Annotated in this window: 18 protein-coding genes and 4 tRNA genes; 7 read left to right on the top strand and 15 right to left on the bottom strand. The window is 45.8% G+C overall.

Features of this window, described 5'->3' with window-relative positions:
* Positions 1-25 precede the first annotated feature (25 nt).
* From pspC to pspA, 3 genes are read right to left on the bottom strand one after another with little or no spacing between them, the layout of a single operon-like run.
* Complete coding sequence (gene pspC / locus JAO78_RS02700; RefSeq protein ID WP_226749803.1) at positions 26-439, bottom strand: envelope stress response membrane protein PspC; 414 nt, start codon at positions 437-439, stop codon at positions 26-28.
* The gene (gene pspB / locus JAO78_RS02695; RefSeq protein ID WP_226749802.1) at positions 432-668 is read right to left on the bottom strand and encodes an envelope stress response membrane protein PspB; all 237 of its coding nucleotides are present in this window, start codon (positions 666-668) and stop codon (positions 432-434) included. The genes pspC and pspB overlap by 8 nt, the downstream gene beginning before the upstream one ends.
* Positions 669-698: 30 nt before the next feature.
* A complete protein-coding gene (gene pspA, locus JAO78_RS02690) occupies positions 699-1,370 on the bottom strand; it encodes a phage shock protein PspA (RefSeq protein WP_226749801.1) in 672 nt (223 codons plus the stop codon).
* A 188-nt stretch (positions 1,371-1,558) separates the two neighbouring features.
* Here pspA and pspF point away from each other — a divergent pair, with 188 nt between their 5' ends.
* The 6 genes from pspF to JAO78_RS02660 are packed head-to-tail and all read left to right on the top strand — an operon-like array spanning position 1,559 to position 7,912.
* Positions 1,559-2,644, top strand: coding sequence for a phage shock protein operon transcriptional activator (gene pspF / locus JAO78_RS02685; protein ID WP_226749800.1), 1,086 nt, complete (start codon positions 1,559-1,561; stop codon positions 2,642-2,644).
* On the top strand, positions 2,641-4,251 hold the full coding sequence (locus JAO78_RS02680) for an ABC transporter substrate-binding protein (protein ID WP_226749799.1): 1,611 nt from the start codon (positions 2,641-2,643) through the stop codon (positions 4,249-4,251). Before pspF ends, JAO78_RS02680 begins: the two co-directional genes overlap by 4 nt.
* Positions 4,248-5,264 carry an ABC transporter permease gene (locus JAO78_RS02675; protein WP_226749798.1) on the top strand — a complete coding sequence of 339 codons (1,017 nt, stop codon included), beginning with the start codon at positions 4,248-4,250 and terminating at the stop codon, positions 5,262-5,264. The genes JAO78_RS02680 and JAO78_RS02675 overlap by 4 nt, the downstream gene beginning before the upstream one ends.
* 1 nt (position 5,265) lies before the next feature.
* Positions 5,266-6,159: an ABC transporter permease subunit gene (locus JAO78_RS02670; RefSeq protein ID WP_226749797.1), complete on the top strand. Its 894-nt coding sequence runs from the start codon at positions 5,266-5,268 to the stop codon at positions 6,157-6,159.
* Positions 6,159-7,154 (top strand): peptide ABC transporter ATP-binding protein, encoded by a 996-nt coding sequence (locus JAO78_RS02665; RefSeq protein ID WP_226749796.1) that lies wholly within the window; start codon positions 6,159-6,161, stop codon positions 7,152-7,154. Before JAO78_RS02670 ends, JAO78_RS02665 begins: the two co-directional genes overlap by 1 nt.
* The gene (locus JAO78_RS02660; protein ID WP_226749795.1) at positions 7,151-7,912 is read left to right on the top strand and encodes an ATP-binding cassette domain-containing protein; all 762 of its coding nucleotides are present in this window, start codon (positions 7,151-7,153) and stop codon (positions 7,910-7,912) included. The genes JAO78_RS02665 and JAO78_RS02660 overlap by 4 nt, the downstream gene beginning before the upstream one ends.
* 105 nt (positions 7,913-8,017) lie before the next feature.
* Here JAO78_RS02660 and JAO78_RS02655 read toward each other — a convergent pair whose 3' ends face one another.
* The 12 genes from JAO78_RS02655 to JAO78_RS02600 all read right to left on the bottom strand — a co-directional run bounded on the left by JAO78_RS02655 (position 8,018) and on the right by JAO78_RS02600 (position 20,192).
* Positions 8,018-9,925, bottom strand: a complete 1,908-nt coding sequence (locus tag JAO78_RS02655; RefSeq protein ID WP_226749794.1) for a SurA N-terminal domain-containing protein — start codon at positions 9,923-9,925, stop codon at positions 8,018-8,020.
* Positions 9,926-10,066: 141 nt separating this feature from the next.
* On the bottom strand, positions 10,067-10,339 hold the full coding sequence (hupB, locus tag JAO78_RS02650; RefSeq protein ID WP_226749793.1) for a nucleoid-associated protein HU-beta: 273 nt from the start codon (positions 10,337-10,339) through the stop codon (positions 10,067-10,069).
* Between the two features lie 209 nt (positions 10,340-10,548).
* Positions 10,549-12,945 carry an endopeptidase La gene (gene lon, locus JAO78_RS02645; protein ID WP_226749792.1) on the bottom strand — a complete coding sequence of 799 codons (2,397 nt, stop codon included), beginning with the start codon at positions 12,943-12,945 and terminating at the stop codon, positions 10,549-10,551.
* Between the two features lie 111 nt (positions 12,946-13,056).
* Positions 13,057-14,337, bottom strand: coding sequence for an ATP-dependent protease ATP-binding subunit ClpX (gene clpX / locus JAO78_RS02640; RefSeq protein WP_226749791.1), 1,281 nt, complete (start codon positions 14,335-14,337; stop codon positions 13,057-13,059).
* Positions 14,338-14,388: 51 nt separating this feature from the next.
* Entirely contained in the window at positions 14,389-15,006 is a 618-nt protein-coding gene (gene clpP / locus JAO78_RS02635; RefSeq protein ID WP_226749960.1) for an ATP-dependent Clp endopeptidase proteolytic subunit ClpP, read from the bottom strand.
* Positions 15,007-15,129: 123 nt separating this feature from the next.
* Complete coding sequence (tig, locus tag JAO78_RS02630; protein ID WP_226749790.1) at positions 15,130-16,440, bottom strand: trigger factor; 1,311 nt, start codon at positions 16,438-16,440, stop codon at positions 15,130-15,132.
* A 219-nt stretch (positions 16,441-16,659) separates the two neighbouring features.
* A complete protein-coding gene (locus JAO78_RS02625; RefSeq protein WP_226749789.1) occupies positions 16,660-17,913 on the bottom strand; it encodes a glutamate-5-semialdehyde dehydrogenase in 1,254 nt (417 codons plus the stop codon).
* Positions 17,910-19,031, bottom strand: coding sequence for a glutamate 5-kinase (gene proB / locus JAO78_RS02620; RefSeq protein WP_226749788.1), 1,122 nt, complete (start codon positions 19,029-19,031; stop codon positions 17,910-17,912). Before proB ends, JAO78_RS02625 begins: the two co-directional genes overlap by 4 nt.
* Positions 19,032-19,803: 772 nt before the next feature.
* Positions 19,804-19,880, bottom strand: a tRNA-Pro gene (locus tag JAO78_RS02615).
* Positions 19,881-19,890: 10 nt separating this feature from the next.
* Positions 19,891-19,966 (bottom strand) — tRNA-His (locus tag JAO78_RS02610).
* Positions 19,967-19,990: 24 nt separating this feature from the next.
* Positions 19,991-20,067, bottom strand: a tRNA-Arg gene (locus JAO78_RS02605).
* A 48-nt stretch (positions 20,068-20,115) separates the two neighbouring features.
* Positions 20,116-20,192, bottom strand: a tRNA-Pro gene (locus JAO78_RS02600).
* A gap of 210 nt (positions 20,193-20,402) precedes the next feature.
* Here JAO78_RS02600 and folD point away from each other — a divergent pair.
* On the top strand, positions 20,403-21,263 hold the full coding sequence (folD, locus tag JAO78_RS02595; protein WP_226749787.1) for a bifunctional methylenetetrahydrofolate dehydrogenase/methenyltetrahydrofolate cyclohydrolase FolD: 861 nt from the start codon (positions 20,403-20,405) through the stop codon (positions 21,261-21,263).
* The last annotated feature ends 29 nt before the right edge of the window (positions 21,264-21,292 follow it).

The following is a 21,292-nucleotide window of genomic DNA, read 5'->3' as shown; positions in this document are numbered from 1 at the left end:
AATACTCGCTTAGTCTGTAAAGACATCAGAGGTTATTAAACTCTCGATTTAACTGAAAGTGGCTTGAGGTCACATGCCGCTCCATATCACGCAACGTCAACTCCATGCTATTAAACTGGTGGTTTAAATGCTGTAACGCCTGTTTTGGCGACTCACCACGTTGCCAGACTCGCGTTTTAAGCTCAACCGATTTCCCATTATAAATGGAACTGCCTGCCCCGGCTGTTGGCGGTTGAGCCAGTGACTTTTTTTCAAGCACCACCCAAGCTGCAATATAGAGTACAAATACTAAACCACCTGCACCAAGAAAAGCGGCAGAAATGGTAATAATGCGCACCAGCCAAATTTCCCAGCCGAAGTAATCAGCGATACCGGCACACACACCCGCGATCTTGCCATTTTCATCATCGCGCAGTAATTCAGCTCTTTTCTTAATCATGTTGCGTCCTCCAACGTGGACTTTCTGCATCTAAAATCGCTTCTAGTGTTTTAATACGCTCCGACATTTTTTCAGCGCGATGCGCCAGTTCATTTAATTGCTCTAACTCACTGGCCGAGAGCCCCTGCTTAATTTTATTTTTACTGCGATAATGCATAATTACCCACAGCGGTGCCACAAAAAGCATAAACAGTATCAGTGGCACAAAAATTAATTCATGTAAATCCATGGTTTAACCCTTTTGAAACGACGCCTGTCATCAGGCGTCTTTAGAACCTTGCTGTATCTTGGCTTTTAAAGCAGCCAATTCGTGATCAATCTTATCTTGCGCCGCCAGTTCAGCGAACTCGTCTTTTAAGGTCTTTTTGCCTAAGTCGTAGGCTTCAACCTGCGCTTCTAAGTTATCAATTTTTTGCTCATAGCGTTCAAAGCGATACATCGCATCATTCAGCTTAGTGCTATCTAGGGTTTTCTTCACTTCTAAACGATTCGCCACCGTTTGCTGGCGCATCAGCATACTTTTTTGGCGTGCTTTGGCATCCGCCAGTTTTTCTTGCAGCTGCGAGACTTCATCCTGCAACTTACTGATATGTTCATCCAGATTAGCGATATCACGGCTTACCGCATCCGCTTGCGTTTGGGCTTTTTGCCGTTCAATCAAAGCGGCGCGCGCTAAATCATCGCGATCTTTCGATAAGGCTAATTCGGCTTTAGCTTGCCAATCGTTCACTTCTTCATGCAAGCGATTAACCACACGCTGTAATTCTTTTTTCTCAGCGATCGTTTTAGCCGATGAAGAACGCACTTCGACTAAGGTGTCTTCCATTTCTTGGATGATTAACCGCACCATTTTTTCTGGATCTTCAGCTTTATCCAGTAGTGCGTTGATATTCGAGTTGACGATATCGGAAAAGCGGGAAAAAATGCCCATAATGTAATCCTCTGCGTTAAGTAAATAGTGTTTACCCCTTAACCTTATTCAGATTCCTTGCCAACTTGGAAATAAATTTTAAATTAATGAATATAAACAAGTTTATTTAAAATAAAAATAAAACTGTTCCTACCGGCGGTTATGAAATACACTATAAATTAGTTAATTTAACCAACTAATAGCTCACCATGAATCAAAAGTTTCGGCAAGATAATCTCATCGGCCAAGCCAACAGCTTTTTAAACGTGCTTGATCAGGTGTCGCAATTGGCCCCGCTGGATAAACCGGTTTTAATCATTGGTGAACGCGGTACGGGTAAAGAACTGATTGCCGCTCGCCTACATTTTCTATCTAAACGCTGGGATCAACAATATCAAACGCTTAACTGCGCCGCGCTGAACGAAAACCTGCTTGAAAGTGAGCTATTTGGCCATGAAGCCGGCGCTTTTACCGGTGCCAGTAAACGCCATGAAGGCCGCTTTGAACGGGCCAGTGGTGGTACCTTATTTCTAGATGAACTGGCGAATACCCCCGCGATGGTGCAAGAAAAACTGCTGCGGGTCATTGAATATGGTGAGTTTGAACGTGTTGGCGGCAGTCGACCGATCCGAGTCGATGTGCGCCTGATTTGCGCAACCAACGAAGATTTACCGTCAATGGCGGAGCTAGGCGAGTTTCGTGCCGACTTACTTGACCGCCTCGCTTTTGATGTGATCACCTTGCCACCGATGCGTGAACGCCGTGAAGATATTATGCAACTGGCCGAGCATTTTGCTATGAATATGGTACGCGAGTTAGGCCTAGAGCTATTTAGTGGTTTTACTGAGCGGGCAAAACGCACCCTTCTCGATTATGACTGGCCGGGTAATGTCCGCGAATTAAAAAACGTGGTTGAGCGCGCGGTATATCGCAATAATAATGCTTATGTGCCGGTACATGAGATCCAACTTGATCCTTTTGAATCGGCGTTTCGCCCACAAAAACGGACCAAGACTAGCCATGTCGCGAAAGCGCCAGCCGCTGTGGATAAAACAACTGAGCACGCAAGCCCCTCGTCTAATTCATCTGCGCCGCCTTCGGCCACCGAACATGACTTTAGCCAACCTTTGGATTTTAAAATCCTGTCGCAAGATTTTGAAATCAATTTAATCAAGCAAGCTTTGGCGGCAAGCCAGTATAATCAGAAAAAAACAGCAGAGATGCTAGGACTGACTTATCATCAGTTAAGAGGTTATATGAAAAAATATCAGCTGCTGGATAGCCAACAAGCATGAAAATTCGATTAATCGCGGTGTTAGCCAGTGTTATTTGGCTCGCCGGGTGCCAGCAAGACGTTCCCGAGACGGTGCGCTCGGGCTTAGTGTATTGCGCAGAAGGACCACCTGAACACTTTAATCCTCAGCGGGTGACCTCAGGCACGACTATCGATATCATCAGCCAGCAACTTTATGATCGTTTACTGGATATCGATCCTGAGAACGGTAACTTGCTGCCTGGCTTAGCGGTGTCTTGGCAACGCTCGGCCGATGGCCTGATCTATGACTTCACCTTACGCCAAGATGTTAAATTTCATCAAACCCGTTTTTTTAACCCAAGTAGGCCCTTCAACGCGGATGATGTTGTCTTTACTTTTGAGCGAATAATGGAGCCCAGCCATCCTTATCACTTTTTAGGTGGCGGCAACTATCCGTACTTTCAAAGCGTTAACTGGGCCGATTTAGTACAGCAGGTTAGCGCTATAGCTCCTAATCAGGTGCGCTTTGAGCTGACTCGTCCTGACAGCTCGTTTTTATCTAACCTAGCAACGGACTTTGCTGCGATTTTATCTGCCGAGTATGCCGCAAACCTTTTAACCCATGGGCAGCAGGCTTTGTTAGATAGTCGACCGATTGGTACGGGACCATTTCGCTTTCGTGAATATCAAAAAGATGTGCTGGTACGTCTATATCGCAATACTGACTATTGGCGTGGCCAATCGGCGATGGAACAATTGGTATTTGATATTGTGCCCAATAATGCCAAACGCATGGCAAAATTGCTGACGCATGAATGTGATATCGTGGCCTTTCCGCGTCTGGCGGAGCTTACGCTGATTAGCGAACGTCCCGATGTTAAAGTGCAAGAAAGCACCAGCATGAACGTGGGTTTTTGGGCTTTTAACACCACCAAAGCGCCATTTGACCAAGTTAAAGTGCGCCAAGCGTTGGCAATAGCGATTAATCAAAGCGCGATTTTACAGGCGGTATATTTTAATCAAGCCACTGCGGCCAAGGGGATCTTACCGCCAACCTCGTGGGCCTTTGAGCAAAAGCTCCCCGACGCAGAATACAATCCACAACGCGCACGCGAGTTGTTGGCAGAAAGCGGTTTAGCTGCAGGCTTTAGCATGGATATCTGGGCGATGCCGGTGCAGCGTTTGTATAATCCCAATGCGTTAAAAATGGCGGAACTGATCCAAGCCGATCTGGCTAATATTGGCGTAACCGCCAATATAGTGAGTTATGAGTGGAACACCTTTCGGCGTAAATTATCCGAAGGTGAGCATGATTCGGTGTTAATTGGCTGGGCCGCTGATAACCCAGATCCTGATAATTTCTTTAGCCCGCTACTAAGCTGTGCCGCAGCCGATAGCGGAAGTAATCGCGCATTGTGGTGTGATCCGACCTTTGATTTATTGCTGAGTCAAGCGCTCAGTACTGACAACCAAGAAGCGCGCCGCGCTTATTATCTTGCAGCACAACGCCATTTACATGCAGAAATGCCCTTAGTGGCGATTGCGCACTCGCAGCGTTTTCAGGCCATTAATGCTAATGTTGAAGGCGTTATCATTAACCCTTACGGTGGCATCGCGCTGTTTGCCGCTAAGCGGGTGCTACCATGATTGTTTTTTTATTACGTCGCTTGTTTTTGCTTGGCACCGTCTTGTTAGGTCTAAGTATCTTTGCTTTTGCGCTCGGTTATTTATTTCCTGGAGATCCGTTACAAAACTTCAGTGGTCTGCGTTATATCGAAAGTACACAGCGCGATTTACTGATCAGTGAGTATCGACTTGACCAATCATACTTGGCACAGTATTTGGCTTTTCTTGAACGCATTATCGCGGGTAATTGGGGCTTATCCTTTGCCAGTCAGCAACCGCTGTTACAAGAAATATGGCAAGTACTGCCCGCCACCTTAGAATTAACGGCCTACGCCCTACTGCTTTCCTTTGTGCTGGGTGTGCCCTTTGGTATTTTAGCCGCCATTAAACCGCAAGGGGTATTTGGCAAGACCATCTCTGGGCTGGCATTGATTGGTTATTCCTTGCCGATTTTCTGGTGGGCTTTGTTACTCATTATGTTTTTTTGTATTGGGCTCGGCTGGTTTCCCTCCGGCGGTCGTATCGGTGTGTTATATGAAATCCCCAACGTTACCGGCTTTATTATGCTCGATATTATGTATGCTGATGTTAGTTATCGACAAGCAGCCTTCAACGATGCGCTAACACACTTAATCTTACCCACCTTCGTCCTCGCTACCTACCCCACTACCGTGATGATCCGCTTTGTACGCGATGCGATGCTTGAAGTGTGGGATCAAAACTATATAAAAACGGCCAAAGCCAAAGGCTTAAACCGGCTACAAGTATTATATCGACATGGCTTGCGTAATGCGTTGTTACCAGTGATCCGGCAAATAGGTTTGCAGTTTAGCGCGCTCATCACGCTAGCGATGTTAACTGAAGTCATATTCTCGTGGCCAGGGATAGGCCGTTGGTTAATAGACAGTATTTATCAGCGCAACTTTCCCGCGATCCAATCGGGTTTAATGATTATTTCCACGTTGGTAATTACTGTTAATATGCTGACTGAAATTCTGCATACGCTGTTTAACCCACTGGCCAGGAAGTCTTAACATGGCTAAATTTCGTCTCTACATAGAAGAAAACAATCGCTCACCACTGGCACAGTTGTGGCGTGAGTTCTCTCGGCAACACAGCGCTTTGGTGGGGTTAACTCTCTTTGCCAGTTTTTTACTTTTCAGTGTTATTGCGCCCTTTATCACCCCGCATGATCCGTATTTTCAAGCCGATAATTTATTGCTACTGCCGCCGTCTTGGGCACCAGAAGGCTTAGTGCAATACCCGTTTGGTACCGACGACTTGGGACGCGATCTGCTTTCGAGAATGCTCAAAGGCACCACCTACACCTTTGGTTTAGCTTTAGTAACGGTATTAGCCAGCTTAATGGCCGGTTTGGCATTGGGCGCATTAGCCGGTATGAGCCGTGGTGTTAAATCCAGCGTCTTTAATCACTTACTCGATCTGATTTTGACGATTCCCTCATTATTGCTGGCGATTATTATCGTGGCGATTTTAGGCCCTGGTTTAGCTAACACCGCTTGGGCCATTATTTTGGCGCTCTTACCACAATTTGTGCACGGCATTCGTAATGCCATTGCCGATCAGTTAAAGCGTGATTATGTTACCGCCTACCGCTTAGATGGTGCGAATAACTGGCAGGTGTTAACCCGTGTGGTGATCCCAAATATCTGGGAAAAAATTACGGTCATGAGCAGCATGGCCTTATCCACGGCGATCTTAGATATCGCGGCGCTGGGCTTTTTAGGCTTGGGTGCACAAGCGCCTACCGCGGAATGGGGGGCGATGATCAGTGATTCTATGGATCTGATCTACGTGGCGCCAGCCAGCGTGGCAGTACCGGGCTTACTCATTTTCGCGGCAGTATTATCCGTTAATTTATTAGGTGATGGTTTAAAAGTGGCTATTCAAAAACGGCGGGAAAGCTAATGTTGCTGCTGGATATTAAAAACCTGACTATCGAACTAGAAACTCCTGAAGGGCTGATCCGCGCCGTCGATCGCGTGAGCCTCAGTTTACGCGAAGGCGAAACACGAGGCTTAGTGGGTGAATCGGGCTCAGGCAAAAGCTTGATAGCCAAAGCAATTGTTGGTGTACTCAATCGTCGCTGGCAAGTTACCGCCGATCGCTTTAACTGGATGGGCCAAGATATGCTGCGGGTGACGGCTGAACAACGGCGGCAAATTATCGGTAGAGATATCGCCATGATTTATCAAGAGCCCAGCCGCAGTTTGGATCCTACCGCCGAAATTGGTGAGCAACTTGAAGAAGCCATCCCCAGCCACCTGCTGACCGGTAGCTGGTGGCAAAAACCTTTTTTGCGGCGCAAAAGAGCCATCGCCTTGCTGCACAAAGTGGGGATCCGCGATCATAAAAGCATTATGCAAAGCTATCCCTATCAGTTATCAGAGGGGATTTGTCAAAAAGTAATGATTGCCATGGCCATCGCGAAAAACCCCAAACTACTTATTGCCGATGAGCCTACCACCGCCTTAGAAAGTACGACCCAAGCGCAGCTGTTTCGTTTACTGGCCAGTTTTAACCAATTAAAAGGCATGGCGGTATTGTTAATCAGCCACGAACTGGAGAGTGTCGCGCGTTACACACAACATATTAGTGTGCTGTATTGTGGACAATTAGTAGAAAGCGGCGAAACTAGCCAAATTCTGAAGCACCCGTTTCATCCCTACACTAATGCCCTGATTAAAAGCGTACCTGAATTTCAGAGTAACCTAGCCCATAAAACACCTCTGTATGCATTACCGGGCAGTATTCCAACCTTACAACATGTACCGATTGGTTGTCGCTTAGGGCCTCGTTGCCCAAATGCTCGCAAAGAGTGTGTGAAAACACCGGTGCTAGAACGACTACAAAATCATTATTACAGTTGCCACTTCCCTCTGAAAAAGCGAGATGAATCATGAGTGCCTTACTCGAGGTGGAACAGCTTAGCAAATGCTATTTTAAACAGCGTGGGCTAAACCGTAAAAAAATTATTGCCTTACAAGATGTCAGCTTTAGCTTAGATACCGGTAAAACCTTGGCAATTATCGGGGAAACCGGTTCAGGTAAAAGCACCTTGGCTAAGTTGTTAGTGGGCATCGAAAAACCCGATAGCGGCATTATTCGCCTGTCAGGACAGCAAGTTGATATTACTAACTATAAAAAGTATAACCACGTTATCCGTTTTATTTTTCAAGATGCTGGTCACTCACTTAATCCGCTACAAAAAGTTGGGCAAATGTTAGAAGACGTACTGCGCCTTAGTACCATTTTAGATACTGAGCAACGCCGGGTAAAAATCCGTAGCACCCTTCGCACCTTGGGTTTATTGGATGAACATGCAGAGTACTACCCGCACATGTTCTCCGGGGGGCAATTACAACGGGTCGCGCTGGCACGAGCCTTAATTCTCGATCCCAAGTTGCTGATCTTAGATGAAGCCTTAACCGCACTGGATCCTTCTTTACGCGCCCAAATTGTTAACTTGCTGCTTGAGCTACAGCAAAAAAATGGCTTGGCGTATTTATTAATTACCAATAACTTACGTTTGGTACGTCATATTAGTGATGAGATGCTGGTGTTACATGAAGGACAAATGGTCGATGTAGGTAATACCACCGCGGTGTTCAATAACCCCGTACATGACTATACCAAGCGTTTAATTAAAAGTAGCGGTTAACACCCAAGAAAAACGCCGCCAGCACAGCCTGTGCTCAAATGAATAAAAAAGGGAGCCAATTGGCTCCCTTTTCAGTGTTTTGGCGTTAACGCCGTTTCTGTGCGCTTACAGCTGCTCACTCAAATCAGCCGAGCGCAATTGACGCGTGATCTTAGCGTCAGCTTTTAAAGTGGCAATCAGCGCTTGATAATGCAGCTCTGCTTGCTGACGTGCAATCGCTTCTAACTGGCTGGTATCTGGCACACTGCTAATATTGGCAGGGGTAACCGCATCGACAGCCACTAATACCACATCACCGTTACTTAACTGCACCGAGTCAATACTGACTTGATCGTTAATAGGTCTTGGCATAGCAAACGCTTTACTGCGTACCTCTGTTTCTAAACTACCACCAAAACGCGGCGTGGCAGCACTAGCAACGATGCTCGATTCTGCTTTACTGGCCATCACGGCTAAATCGCCACCTGCGGCGACGAGCTCTGCAGCATAGGCAGCAGCTTGTTTGGCCATTTCAGCTTGTTGTAATGCGTTTTGTACTTCAGCGCGCACTTCATTTAAACCTAAGGTACGTGCCGGTACATGCTCCTTAACACGCATCACCACAACATGCTCCCGAGCAATTTCTATCACATCGCTGTTTAAGCCTTCGGCAATGAAGTTCAAATCAAATAACCGATTCAAAATAGCCGGTTGTGATAAGGGCTCTGCCGCATTAGCGCGTTCAAATAAGCCAGTACTTTTAACTTGTAAGCCAACCACATCAGCGGCTTCTTCTAAGTTGTCGGGCTGTTCAAACGAGACTTGTGCTAAACGCTGTTGCAGATCATAAAATAAGGCCGTGGCTTGCTCCGCTTTTAACGTTGTCGCAATTTCTGCAGCAACCTCAGCTAAAGGTTTAGTCACTGCCGGCTCAAGCGTGGCTAACTTGATAATATGATAACCATATTCACTTTTCACTACGCCAGATAATTGGCCTAGTTCTGTTAGAGCAAAAGCGGCTTCTTCGAACACAGGGTCCATTTGACCGGCCACCAACTCACCTAAATTACCGCCATTTTCGGCAGAAAAGGTATCGGCAGAGCGGGCTTTTGCTAACTCAGCAAAATCTGCACCTTGTTGTAATTCCGCTAATAAGGCAGCAGCTTGCGCAGCAATAGCAGCATCTTCACTTTCGCTTTCCAGCATAATGTGGGCAAATTCACGCTTTTCTTCGGTGCCATAGCGTGCAGCGTTAGCTTGATAGTAATCAGCCACTTGCTGCTCAGTCACTTCGATGTCTTCCGCTAACTTGGCCGCTGACAATTCTACATACTCAGCAGAGATTTGCTCAGGTGTCATAAAACGGCTGATATTTTGCTGATAGTACTCTTGCAGCATATCGTCACTGATACTAACTTGCTCTGCAAAACGTTCAGCAGTCACCGTGAAATATCGAATGTCACGTGTTTGCTGTTGTAACGACAGCAATAAATTAATTTCGGCAGGTAAACCAAACTCACTGCCCACTAAACCTTGCATTAGTTGGGTCGTGGCTAAACCTTCCCGAACCATTTCGCGGAAGTCAGCAGGTTGATAACCGGCTTGGCGTAATAACGCAATAAAACGGTCTTGATTAAACACGCCATCAACTTGGAATTCCGGTAGGCCAGTAACGGTTTCACGTACTTGTTCATCACCTACCCGTAAACCCAACTTACGTGCAAATTGCTTTTGTAAAGTTTCATCAATTAGACGTTCTAACACTTCATTACGAAAGTTAGCCATATACGCTGGATCGGCAGCTAACATATCGTACATTTCACCAAACTGCTGTTGCATACGAGCACGTTCATTTTGTAATGCTTGCTCATACTGCACCTGACTAATGTCATCACCATTAACCACGGCAACAACTGCATCACTTGGCGTACTTAGGTAATTACCAACGCCGGCAAGGGCGAATGTCAGGATAACCAAGCCCAAAATGATTTTGGCGGTCAATCCTTGCGAGCCTTCTCTGATTCGTTCTAACATCTTTGCTCTTTCTCTGTTATCGGTGACACAAAAGTTTGTGCTAAAAAAAAAGCGCATCTTAACAGATGCGCCTTTTTTATAGAAGCCTTGGCATTGTCTGCGGGCTTAAGGACCCTCCCCGGCGCGCCGGGCAGAATACTGTTAGTTTACTGCGTCTTTTAACGCTTTACCTGGCTTAAATGAAGGAATCTTCGCAGAAGCGATTTGAATAGTAGCACCAGTTTGTGGGTTACGGCCAGTACGGGCAGCACGCTCGCGTACAGTGTAAGTGCCAAAACCAACTAAAGCTACAGAATCGCCTTCCTTAAGAGCTTCGGTAACCGCGTCGATGAACGCGTCTAAAGCACGACCTGCTGCGGCCTTAGAAATATCTGCATTCGCAGCAATTTTGTCGATAAGTTGAGACTTGTTCACAATATCATCCCCTTCAATTGTTATTATTTTCTACAACGTCAAGCTATTAGTTTTAGAAGTTGCCCGCTTGTTATAACAAGCAACGACTTTGCTTGCAAGCAGCAGAAACGAGAAAACTAATAATTTTGGCTTTGACCGCAGCCCTTGCTACACAAGGGCTTGGCCGAAACTGACCATAACTTAGCACAGCCTACGATAATAAAAAGCCCCTAAACCGGATTTTTTTCGGTTTTTTTGCTTTTTGCAGCTGTTTTTGGTGAATTAACCGGCGTAACACGAGCAATTGGCTCTTGTAAGGCCAGTTCTAGCACTTCTTCAATCCATTTCACCGGCTTAATTTCTAAGGCACCTTTAACATTTTCTGGGATTTCTTTTAGATCACGAATGTTATCATGCGGAATTAATACCCGTTTAATACCACCACGGTGCGCAGCCAACAGTTTCTCTTTCAAGCCACCGATGGGTAATACTTCACCGCGCAAAGTAATTTCACCCGTCATCGCCACATCGGCGCGAACAGGGTTACCGGTTAAACCCGACACTAACGCTGTTACCATGGCAATACCGGCACTAGGGCCATCTTTAGGCGTTGCACCTTCAGGTACGTGCACGTGAATGTCCCGTTTCTCATAAAAGTCTTCGTTTATCCGCAGCGCTTCTGCACGGCTTCGTACCACCGTCATCGCCGCTTGGATTGATTCTTTCATCACGTCGCCAAGCGAGCCGGTATAGGTTAATTTACCTTTACCGACCACGGCCGCCGCTTCAATCGTTAGTAAATCGCCCCCGACTTCTGTCCAGGCTAAACCGGTAACCTGACCAATGCGGTTGCTGTCTTCGGCTTTACCGTAATCAAAACGATGCACGCCGAGGAACTCTTCTAAGTTGGCGTCATTAATCACCACAGTTTTCAAATCTTTATTTAGTAAGATTTGTTTTACCGCTTTGCGACATAACTTTGATAATTCGCGCTCTAAACTACGCACGCCCGCCTCACGGGTGTAATAACGAATAATGCCAATGACTGCACTATCCTCAATCACCACTTCAGTGGGTTTTAAACCATTGCGGCTAATTTGCTTAGTGATTAAATGCTGACGGGCAATGTTCAGTTTTTCGTCTTCGGTATAACCCGATAAGCGAATCACTTCCATCCGATCTAATAACGCGGCTGGAATGTTTAAGCTATTCGAGGTTGCAAAGAACATGACATCTGACAAGTCATAATCCACTTCTAGGTAGTGATCACTAAAAGCAGCATTTTGTTCAGGATCTAATACCTCTAGTAACGCCGCAGCGGGATCGCCCCGGAAATCCGAAGCCATCTTGTCAATTTCATCCAATAGGAATAATGGGTTACGGACACCCACTTTTGCCATTTTCTGAATGATTTTGCCTGGCATTGAGCCGATATAGGTTCTTCGGTGTCCCCGGATCTCGGCTTCATCACGCACGCCGCCAAGTGCCATACGAACGTACTTACGACCAGTAGCTTTTGCCACAGATTGCCCCAACGAGGTTTTACCCACACCCGGCGGGCCAACAAGACATAAGATCGGGCCTTTCAGTTTATTTACGCGCTGTTGCACCGCCAAATACTCAATGATGCGCTCTTTAACCTTATCTAAACCATAATGGTCGGCATTGAGAATTTGCTCAGCAATCGCTAAGTTTTTCTTCACTTTAGACCGCGCTTGCCACGGCACCTGCGTTAACCATTCAATATAGCTGCGCACCACCGTCGCTTCGGCTGACATCGGTGACATCATCTTCAGCTTTTGCAGTTCGGCTTTGGCTTTGGTTTCGGCTTCAGCGGGCATTTTCGCTTCAGTAATTTTTTTCGCTAACGCTTCAAATTCATCCGGCGCATCTTCTAGCTCACCCAATTCGCGTTGGATCGCTTTCATTTGCTCGTTCAGGTAATACTCGCGCTGGCTTTTCTCCATTTGCTTTTTTACCCGGCTACGAATACGCCGTTCAACTTGCAAAATGTCGATTTCACTTTCCATCATCGCCATCAAATACTCGATGCGCTCTGTAACATTGGTCAGCTCTAAGACTTTTTGCTTATCATCCACTTTTAGTGGCATATGCGCCGCCATGGTGTCAGCCAAACGGGCCGCATCATCAATACCGCTTAAGGCGGTCAGCACTTCTGGCGGGATCTTTTTATTCAGTTTGATATAACCTTCAAACTGATTAATGGCCGAGCGTAAAAACACTTCTTGCTCGCGGCTATCGATGTCTTGTGTTACTACAGGATCAATAAAAGCGGCGAAGCTTTCTGTTGTTTCAGTAAATTCAGCTAATTGCGCACGTTTGCCGCCTTCAACTAACACCTTTACAGTGCCATCAGGCAATTTTAGCAATTGTAAAATAGTGGCAATGGTACCGATGCGATACAAATCACTTTCAGCTGGATCGTCCAAAGCGGCGTCTTTTTGTGCCACCAAGAAAATCTGCTTATCGTTTTCCATAGCAGCATCTAAACATTTAATGGATTTCGCCCGGCCGACAAAAAGTGGGATTACCATGTGCGGATAAACAACAACGTCCCGCAACGCCAGTACTGGCATGTGCAAACGTTCTGAATGTTCTGTGGTCATTGATTTACTCTCGAATTAAATTACTGCAGGCGACAATAAATAGTATATGGGGACGGATCTACAAACTTCAATTCATCTGATAAAAAAGGAGCTTTGCAGCTCCTTTTTTATTTAGTGTGATTCAGCAACCGCCGGTTCGTTGTTCTCATAGATTAGTATGGGCTGACTCTCGCCTCGGATCACTGTTTCATCAATGACCACTTTTGCCACATCTTGCATAGAGGGCAACTCATACATGGTATCAAGCAGAACACCTTCCACTATAGAACGTAAACCACGCGCACCGGTTTTGCGTTCCATCGCTTTTTGAGCAATAGCTTTTAAGGCATCGTCACGGAACTCTAATTCAACGTTTTCCATTTCGAATAATGCCGCAAATTGCTTGCTTAGTGCATTTTTCGGTTGACTTAAAATTTGCACTAAAGCGTCAAGATCCAATTCCGTTAATGTTGCAACAACGGGTAAACGCCCGATAAACTCTGGGATCAGGCCATATTTCACCAAATCTTCAGGTTCAACATCACGGAAGGATTCGCTCAAGCTACGACTGCTTTCTTTGCTTTTTACTTCAGCACCGAAACCAATACCCGCACCTTTGGCGCTACGCTGTTCAATCACTTTATCTAAACCGGCAAAAGCACCACCACAGATAAATAAGATCTTAGAGGTATCTACCTGTAAGAATTCTTGTTGTGGATGTTTACGCCCGCCTTGTGGCGGCACAGAAGCAACAGTACCTTCAATCAGTTTCAGTAAGGCTTGCTGCACCCCTTCACCTGAAACGTCACGGGTGATGGATGGGTTATCAGACTTACGCGATATTTTGTCAATCTCATCAATATACACGATACCGCGCTGGGCTTTCTCAACGTCGTAATCACATTTTTGCAGTAGTTTTTGAATGATATTTTCGACATCTTCACCGACATAACCGGCTTCGGTTAAGGTGGTGGCATCAGCCATAGTAAACGGTACATCGAGTAAACGCGCTAACGTTTCAGCCAGTAATGTTTTACCACAACCGGTTGGACCGATTAACAAGATATTACTTTTACCCAATTCAACGTCTTGTTTGTGCTGCGAGCTACGTAAGCGTTTGTAATGGTTGTATACCGCTACCGCTAACACTTTTTTCGCATGTTCTTGACCGATAACGTAATCGTCTAAGTGTTGCCGAATTTCACGAGGCGTCGGTAATTTTTCACCGTCGCGTTTAGGTGAAATATCTTTGATTTCTTCGCGAATGATATCGTTGCATAGGTCAACGCATTCATCACAAATATAGACTTGTGGCCCTGCGATCAACTTACGCACTTCATGCTGTGATTTGCCACAAAAAGAGCAATACAGTAATTTGCCGCTCTTGTCGCCGTCAGTGCGGTGATCAGACATGTAACTACCTCTTTTTCCAATCAGCGGGCACATACTGCCCGCATAATCCAATTATTTAGCTTCTCTATTGGTCAATATGGAGTCGACTAAGCCATATTCCAAGGCTTGCTGCGCACTTAAGAAGTTATCGCGTTCAGTATCCTTACATACTTGCTCATAACTCTTACCACTGTGCTCAGCCATCAAGCGATTGAGTTTCTCTTTAATATACAGGATTTCCTTGGCATGGATCTCAAAATCTGTCGCTTGGCCTTGGAAGCCCCCTAATGGTTGGTGAATCATCACGCGGGCATTAGGTAAGCAATAACGTTTACCCTTGGTACCACCGGATAACAAGAACGCGCCCATACTGGCGGCTTGGCCAACACAAACGGTTGCGATATCGGGTTTAATATAACGCATGGTATCGTAAATCGATAAACCGGCTGTGACTGAACCACCAGGTGAATTAATATAAATATAAATGTCTTTTTCTGGGTTTTCTGATTCGAGAAACAATAGCTGTGCCACAATCAGGTTAGCCATATGGTCTTCGACCTGACCAGTTAAGAATATAACCCGTTCTTTCAGCAAGCGGGAATAAATATCAAAAGAACGTTCGCCTTTAGCCGTTTGCTCGATAACGATAGGTACTAAGGCATTTACGATGTCATTCATGTCACGAGACATTGGCATAATCTGGGATCCCTCTGCTGTAGCTGGGTAATACTGGCGAAAAGACGGTGCCTAAAAATAAAATGGCCCGAACACGTGTTCGAGCCATTAAAACCGCCACACGCTAAGAAGTCAATCTTAGTTAGCGGACTTTGGGTTCATAATCTCGTCAAAAGCGGCAGCTTGCTCAGTCACCTTAGCCGCAGCTAAGACAACTTCGATTGCTTGCTCTTCTAACGCAACATTACGCATGCTTTGCATCAGCTCTTTGTTAGTGGTGTAGTACTGAACCACTTCTGCTGGATCTTCATAGGCCGAGGCCACGTTGTCGATCAGCTCTTGAACTTTAGCTTCATCCACTTTCAGTTGATTAGTCTTGATAATTTCACCTAATAACAGGCCTACTTTTACGCGGTCTTTTGCTTGTTCTTCAAACAATGACGCAGGTAATTCTGGCAACTGTTTTGGATCCATGTTTTGACCAAAACGCTGTAATGCTTGTTGACGCAATACATCAACTTCGCTGGCGATCAGAGACTTAGGCACTTCAACTTCGTTGTTTGCTAGCAGGCCTTTGATCACTTGCTCTTTTACTTTGCCTTTGATGGATTGCTTCAGTTCGCGTTCCATGTTTTTCTTTACTTCAGCTTTTAATGCATCAACAGACGCATCGGCTAAACCGAATAAAGTGGCGAATTCATCATTAAGCTCAGGTAACACCTGGCCTTCAACTTTCTTCACGGTAACAGCAAAGCTTGCGGCTTTACCTTTCAGGTTTTCAGCATGGTAATCTGCTGGAAAAGTCACTTCTAACGTGGTTTCTTCACCAGCGGCTTTACCGATAACGCCTTCTTCAAAGCCTGGGATCATGCGGCCTTGGCCTAATTCTAAAACGAAATCAGTCGCTTTACCGCCTTCGAATTCTTCGCCGTCAATTGAACCCACGAAATCCATGGTGACGCGGTCGCCAGTAGCCGCCGCATCTGCTTTGTCTTCCCATTTCGCGTGTTGCTTGCGTAAAGTGTCTAACATATTAGACAAATCCGACTCGGTGATTTCAACAGTAGGCTTAGTGACTTCTACTTTATCTAAAGCCGCTACCGTGATTTCTGGATACACTTCAAAAATAGCCATAAATGCTAAATCTTTACCGCTTTCTAACGCGCCAGGTGCAAACTGAGGCGCACCGGCTGGCGTTAATTTGTTTTCAACAATAGCTTCGTAGAAGGAACGTTGCATTTGCTCAGAAGCGACTTCTTGCAGCACAGCAGAACCGAAACGTTTCTGAATAATAGAAACGGGGGCTTTGCCCGGACGGAAACCATCGATACGCTGACGTTTAGCTAATTCGCGTAAACGGCTCTTCACTTCTGAATCAATACTGGCAGCTGGCACGACGATATTTAAACGGCGCTCTAAACCTTGGGTGGTTTCAACAGAAACTTGCATCTCTTTACCTCAAATTCAATGTCAGGCGGCTCTGATACGCCTTACTGTGATGGCCGGGTGTCGACAAACTCAAGATGAACCTGACCTGTTATAAAAATTAACGCGGCATTATAGCGAGCTATAACCCGCTAGTCGAGCCTTTAGATACGATGCTTTTTCAAGACAAAAAAACAGGCTTTTATCAACGATAAAAGCCTGAAATAACTTCGTCGTGTTCTTTTAAACTCGGGTTTGCCCAACGCCGGTAACCACATACTTTTCGGTGGTTAATGCTTCAAGCCCCATTGGCCCATAAGCATGTAACTTACTGGTAGAAATACCGATTTCCGCACCTAAACCTAACTCGCCACCATCTGAAAAACGTGAGGAGGCGTTATGCATGACCACCGCAGTATCGACGGTAGCAATAAAACGGTCAGCATTAGCTTGATCTTCTGTACAAATCACTTCGGTATGTTGGCTGCCAAAACGATCAATATGGGCAATGGCACCGTCAAAATCTGCAACCACCCGCACGGCAATTTCCGGCGCAAGGTATTCTTGGCCAAATTCATCTTCCGCAATAACTGAGGCACCACTAAAATACGGTAAGCTTTGTGCACAAGCATGCACCTTAACGTGATTTTCGGCTAAGGCCGCGGCAACTTTATGTAAAAAACTATCAGCAATCGATTGATGTACGAGTAGGCCTTCTAAGGCGTTACACACACCAGGACGTTGCACTTTACCGTTAATTAATAAGTTAAGGGCCATCTCGGGTTTTGCGCTGGCATCCACAAATAAATGGCAAACACCTTTAAAGTGCTGGATCACCGGAATACGGCTATGCTCAGTTACAAAACGAATTAAGCCTTCGCCACCCCGTGGTATCACTAAATCGATGTAATCATCCTGCTTTAACAGTGCAAGTAATAAATTACGATCAGGATCAGGCACAATACTAATCACCGCATCAGGCAGATTATGCTCAGCTAATGCCTGACGCATAGCAGCGGCAATCGCTAAGCTCGTTTTAATCGCTTCCCGACCACAACGTAAAATCACGGCATTACCCGACTTGAAACACAAAGCACCGGCATCAGCTGTGACATTTGGGCGCGCTTCATAAATCATGCAAATTACACCAAGCGGAATACGACGCTTGGCAATATTGATGCCGTTAGGCCGTTGCTCAATTTGGCGGGTTAACCCCACCGGATCGGGCAGCTGGATAATTTGCTCAATGGCACTGGCCATCGCTTCAATGCGCTCAGCCGTTAACGTTAAACGATCAATCATGGCCGCGGCCGTGCCATTGGCCGTCGCCTCTGCTACTTCGGCACGGTTTTCGGCTAAAATAGTTGGCGTGGCTTGACGAATCTTATCGGCAAACGACTGCAATACGATATTTTTTTGCTCGGTGCTTAATACCGCTACCGCTTTTGCCGCCACTGCGGCTTCTGCAGCAAGCTTAGCTGCAACATCATTACTCATATTTTCTCCAGTAACATCATTTCACTGCGATGGATCACGGCGTTACTACCGTTGGGACAATAACCTAAATAATCGGCAATATGCTGGGTTTTTTGTCCTTTAATCGAAAACAGTTCACTCGCACTAAAGCGTGTTACGCCTTTAGCAATAGAGCGCTTGCCGTTAGAGCAACGAACGATCACCGCATCACCTGATTCAAACTCGCCTTTTACTTCAACAATACCACTGCTGAGTAAAGAAGCACCGTTATCACGTAGCGCATCGATACAACCGCTATCAACCCAAATTTCGCCTTTGGCACGTAAGGTATGTCTAACCCAATGTTTTTTAGCCGGTAACGGATTTTTTTGAGCATAAAATATGGTGCCCGGATTCTTGCCCGCTAAAAGACACTGAAAACTGTCAGCCTGATGCCCGTCTAAAATCACGGTATCAACACCCTGTGTGGTGGCTTTTTCTGCTGCTTCAATTTTAGTACGCATCCCTCCCGTACCCACTGATGAAGTGGCACCACCGGCTAAGTCATAAATGCGTTGATCAATTTTTTTGACAGTAGGGATTAAGGTCGCTTTCGGATCTTTGTTTGGATCTGCAGTATACAAACCATCGACATCTGAACAGATAATCAAGGCATCAGCCTGCGTTACCGTTGCAACCATTGCCGCTAAATTATCATTATCGCCTACTTTTAATTCTTCGGTGGCAATAGTGTCGTTTTCGTTAACGATAGGCAATACACCATGATCGAGCAGTCGGCGCATAGTATTTTGCACGTTAACGTGGCGTACCCGATCGCTTAAATCACCGTGCGTCAGTAATACCTGAGCACAAGGAAAATCGAAACAACGGCTCCAGAAATTCATCATCTCATTTTGACCTACTGCAGCCATGGCGCGTTTTAAAGCCATGGGTACACGATGATGCTGGAAATTAAAATGGTGTCGACCAGCCGCTACACTGCCTGAAGAGACTAAAATCACTTCACGACCGAGTGCGCGACATTCGCGGATAAATTCGGCAATAGGACGCAAATACTTTTCGCTGCATCCTTCATTGTCCGGCGCGATTAGGGCACTGCCGACTTTCAGTACAACCCTACGCCAGGATGGGTTAAGCATAATTCCTCCGTTATGTAAATCGGTGCATAGTCTAACAAAAACAGCCTAGCCCTACCACCCAACACCACGCGTACAATACTTAAAACCACAGTTAACGGAGTAAAAATAAGTGATAATTATCATTAATTTAGAAAAAAACATCGGTATTTTCAAACCTAGAATATGTAAAGGAAGCCCCTGATAACTGTAACAAAATTACAGATCCACGCGGCTCACTTTTTCTGCAAAAACGCCCCCCATTATCACAAAAATAAAAAACTACTATTATTCTGATGAATAGTGGTTATAACGCCCTGTCACTAATCCAAATGGCCACCTGTTCACTAGGGCTCAGTGAGAGCAGTAAAACTGTCCAGCAAATGTCAATTACCATTGCAAGCATGAACACAACCCTCGTTCAATGAGATGCGCGAGGTGTTGGCATATTAATTAAAGCATTTGTTTTATATAAAGAAGTTTTGCGGATACGACATGTGTTTAACTCGCATTTGCATGGTCAAAATCTGACCGGTTGGAGACATAAAGAGAGAATTGTTAAGGAAGTTGCGTAACAAATATAAATAACGGGGGTACCGGAGTTGAAAATGCGACGGCATACATGAAGACAAACATGCTCATACAATTATTGTAATGTGAGATTTTGATTCAAGATGTTTAAGACGGGACAATGGTCGGAGATGAACCTGCAACTGCATTAATGAACACAAACATGTGCATCATAATTTATTCTAATGTGAGATTTTGATAAGGTAATTTTAAGACTCAGGGAGAATGGTCGGTGATGCAGGATTTGAACCTGCGACCCCTTGGACCCAAACCAAGTGCGCTACCAAACTGCGCCAATCACCGACAAAGGGGATGGGGTGGATGATGGGGTTCGAACCCACGACAACCGGAATCACAATCCGGGGCTCTACCAACTGAGCTACAACCACCACAATTTGAAACTTTGCACCAAATGGCGCGCCCGATAGGACTCGAACCTATGACCCACGGCTTAGAAGGCCGTTGCTCTATCCAGCTGAGCTACGGGCGCACATGTCAAACGCCTATCTGGGACTCTCTTAATTTTTTGAATTAAGATTGGTCGGTGATGCAGGATTTGAACCTGCGACCCCTTGGACCCAAACCAAGTGCGCTACCAAACTGCGCCAATCACCGACAACGTTACATCGCTGCAACGGGGCGGAATATTAACGCCCGCCATGCACACCGTCAAACCTTTTTTTAGGTATTTACGCTGATTGGCTATTATTTGAACCTAATTGACCCGCACTGGCGGTTATTCATGTTTGCAACGGACGATGATAGCGTTCTTTTGGCAGCTGTGCGAAAATATTGTTCTTTTTAGTTCCTAGGAAATCAGCAGGCATGACAGCACAAATAATAGATGGCAAAGCCGTTGCTAACGCAACAAAAGACAAAGTCGCCGCTCAGGTGCGCGCTCGCGTAGCAGCCGGAAAACGAGCTCCCGGACTTGCCGTTGTATTAGTTGGGCTTGATGCAGCCTCACAAGTGTATGTTGGCAGCAAACGTAAAGCCTGCGAAGAAGTCGGTTTTCATTCAGTATCTTACGATCTTCCGGCTGAAACCAAGCAACAACAATTGTTGGAGCTTATCGATACGTTAAATAATGACAACAGCATCGATGGTATTTTAGTACAACTACCCTTGCCGGCAGGGTTAGACGCTTCGGCTATTTTAGAACATATTCACCCGCACAAAGATGTCGATGGTTTTCATCCCTATAATATCGGCCGCTTAGCGCAGCGTATGCCAGCCTTACGCCCTTGCACCCCTAAGGGTATTATGACGTTACTGCAAAGTACCGGCGTAAACGTTAAAGGTATGGATGCGGTGGTCGTGGGTGCATCTAATATAGTCGGTCGCCCTATGGCTCTGGAATTACTCCTCGCCGGTTGTACAACAACAGTCTGCCATAAATTTACCCGTAATTTAGAAGAGCAAGTGCGTCGTGCGGATTTATTGGTTGTCGCCGTAGGTCGGCCAGAGTTTATTCCTGGTGATTGGATCAAGCCCGGTGCTCTGGTCGTTGATGTCGGGATCAATCGCTTAGACAGTGGCAAACTGGTCGGTGATGTCGAATATGCTAAAGCGGTTAAATTGGCTCGCTATATTACTCCTGTCCCTGGTGGTGTTGGCCCAATGACTGTGGCCAGTTTAATTGAAAACACGCTAGAAGCGTGTGAGCTATACCACGACAGTAAATAACCGCTACAGTTGCCATAAAAAAACCGCCA

Origin of the sequence: Alishewanella maricola (assembly GCF_016343785.1) — a bacterium.
In the GTDB taxonomy this organism is placed as follows: domain Bacteria; phylum Pseudomonadota; class Gammaproteobacteria; order Enterobacterales; family Alteromonadaceae; genus Alishewanella; species Alishewanella maricola.
This window is presented reverse-complemented; position numbering and strand designations above follow the sequence as displayed.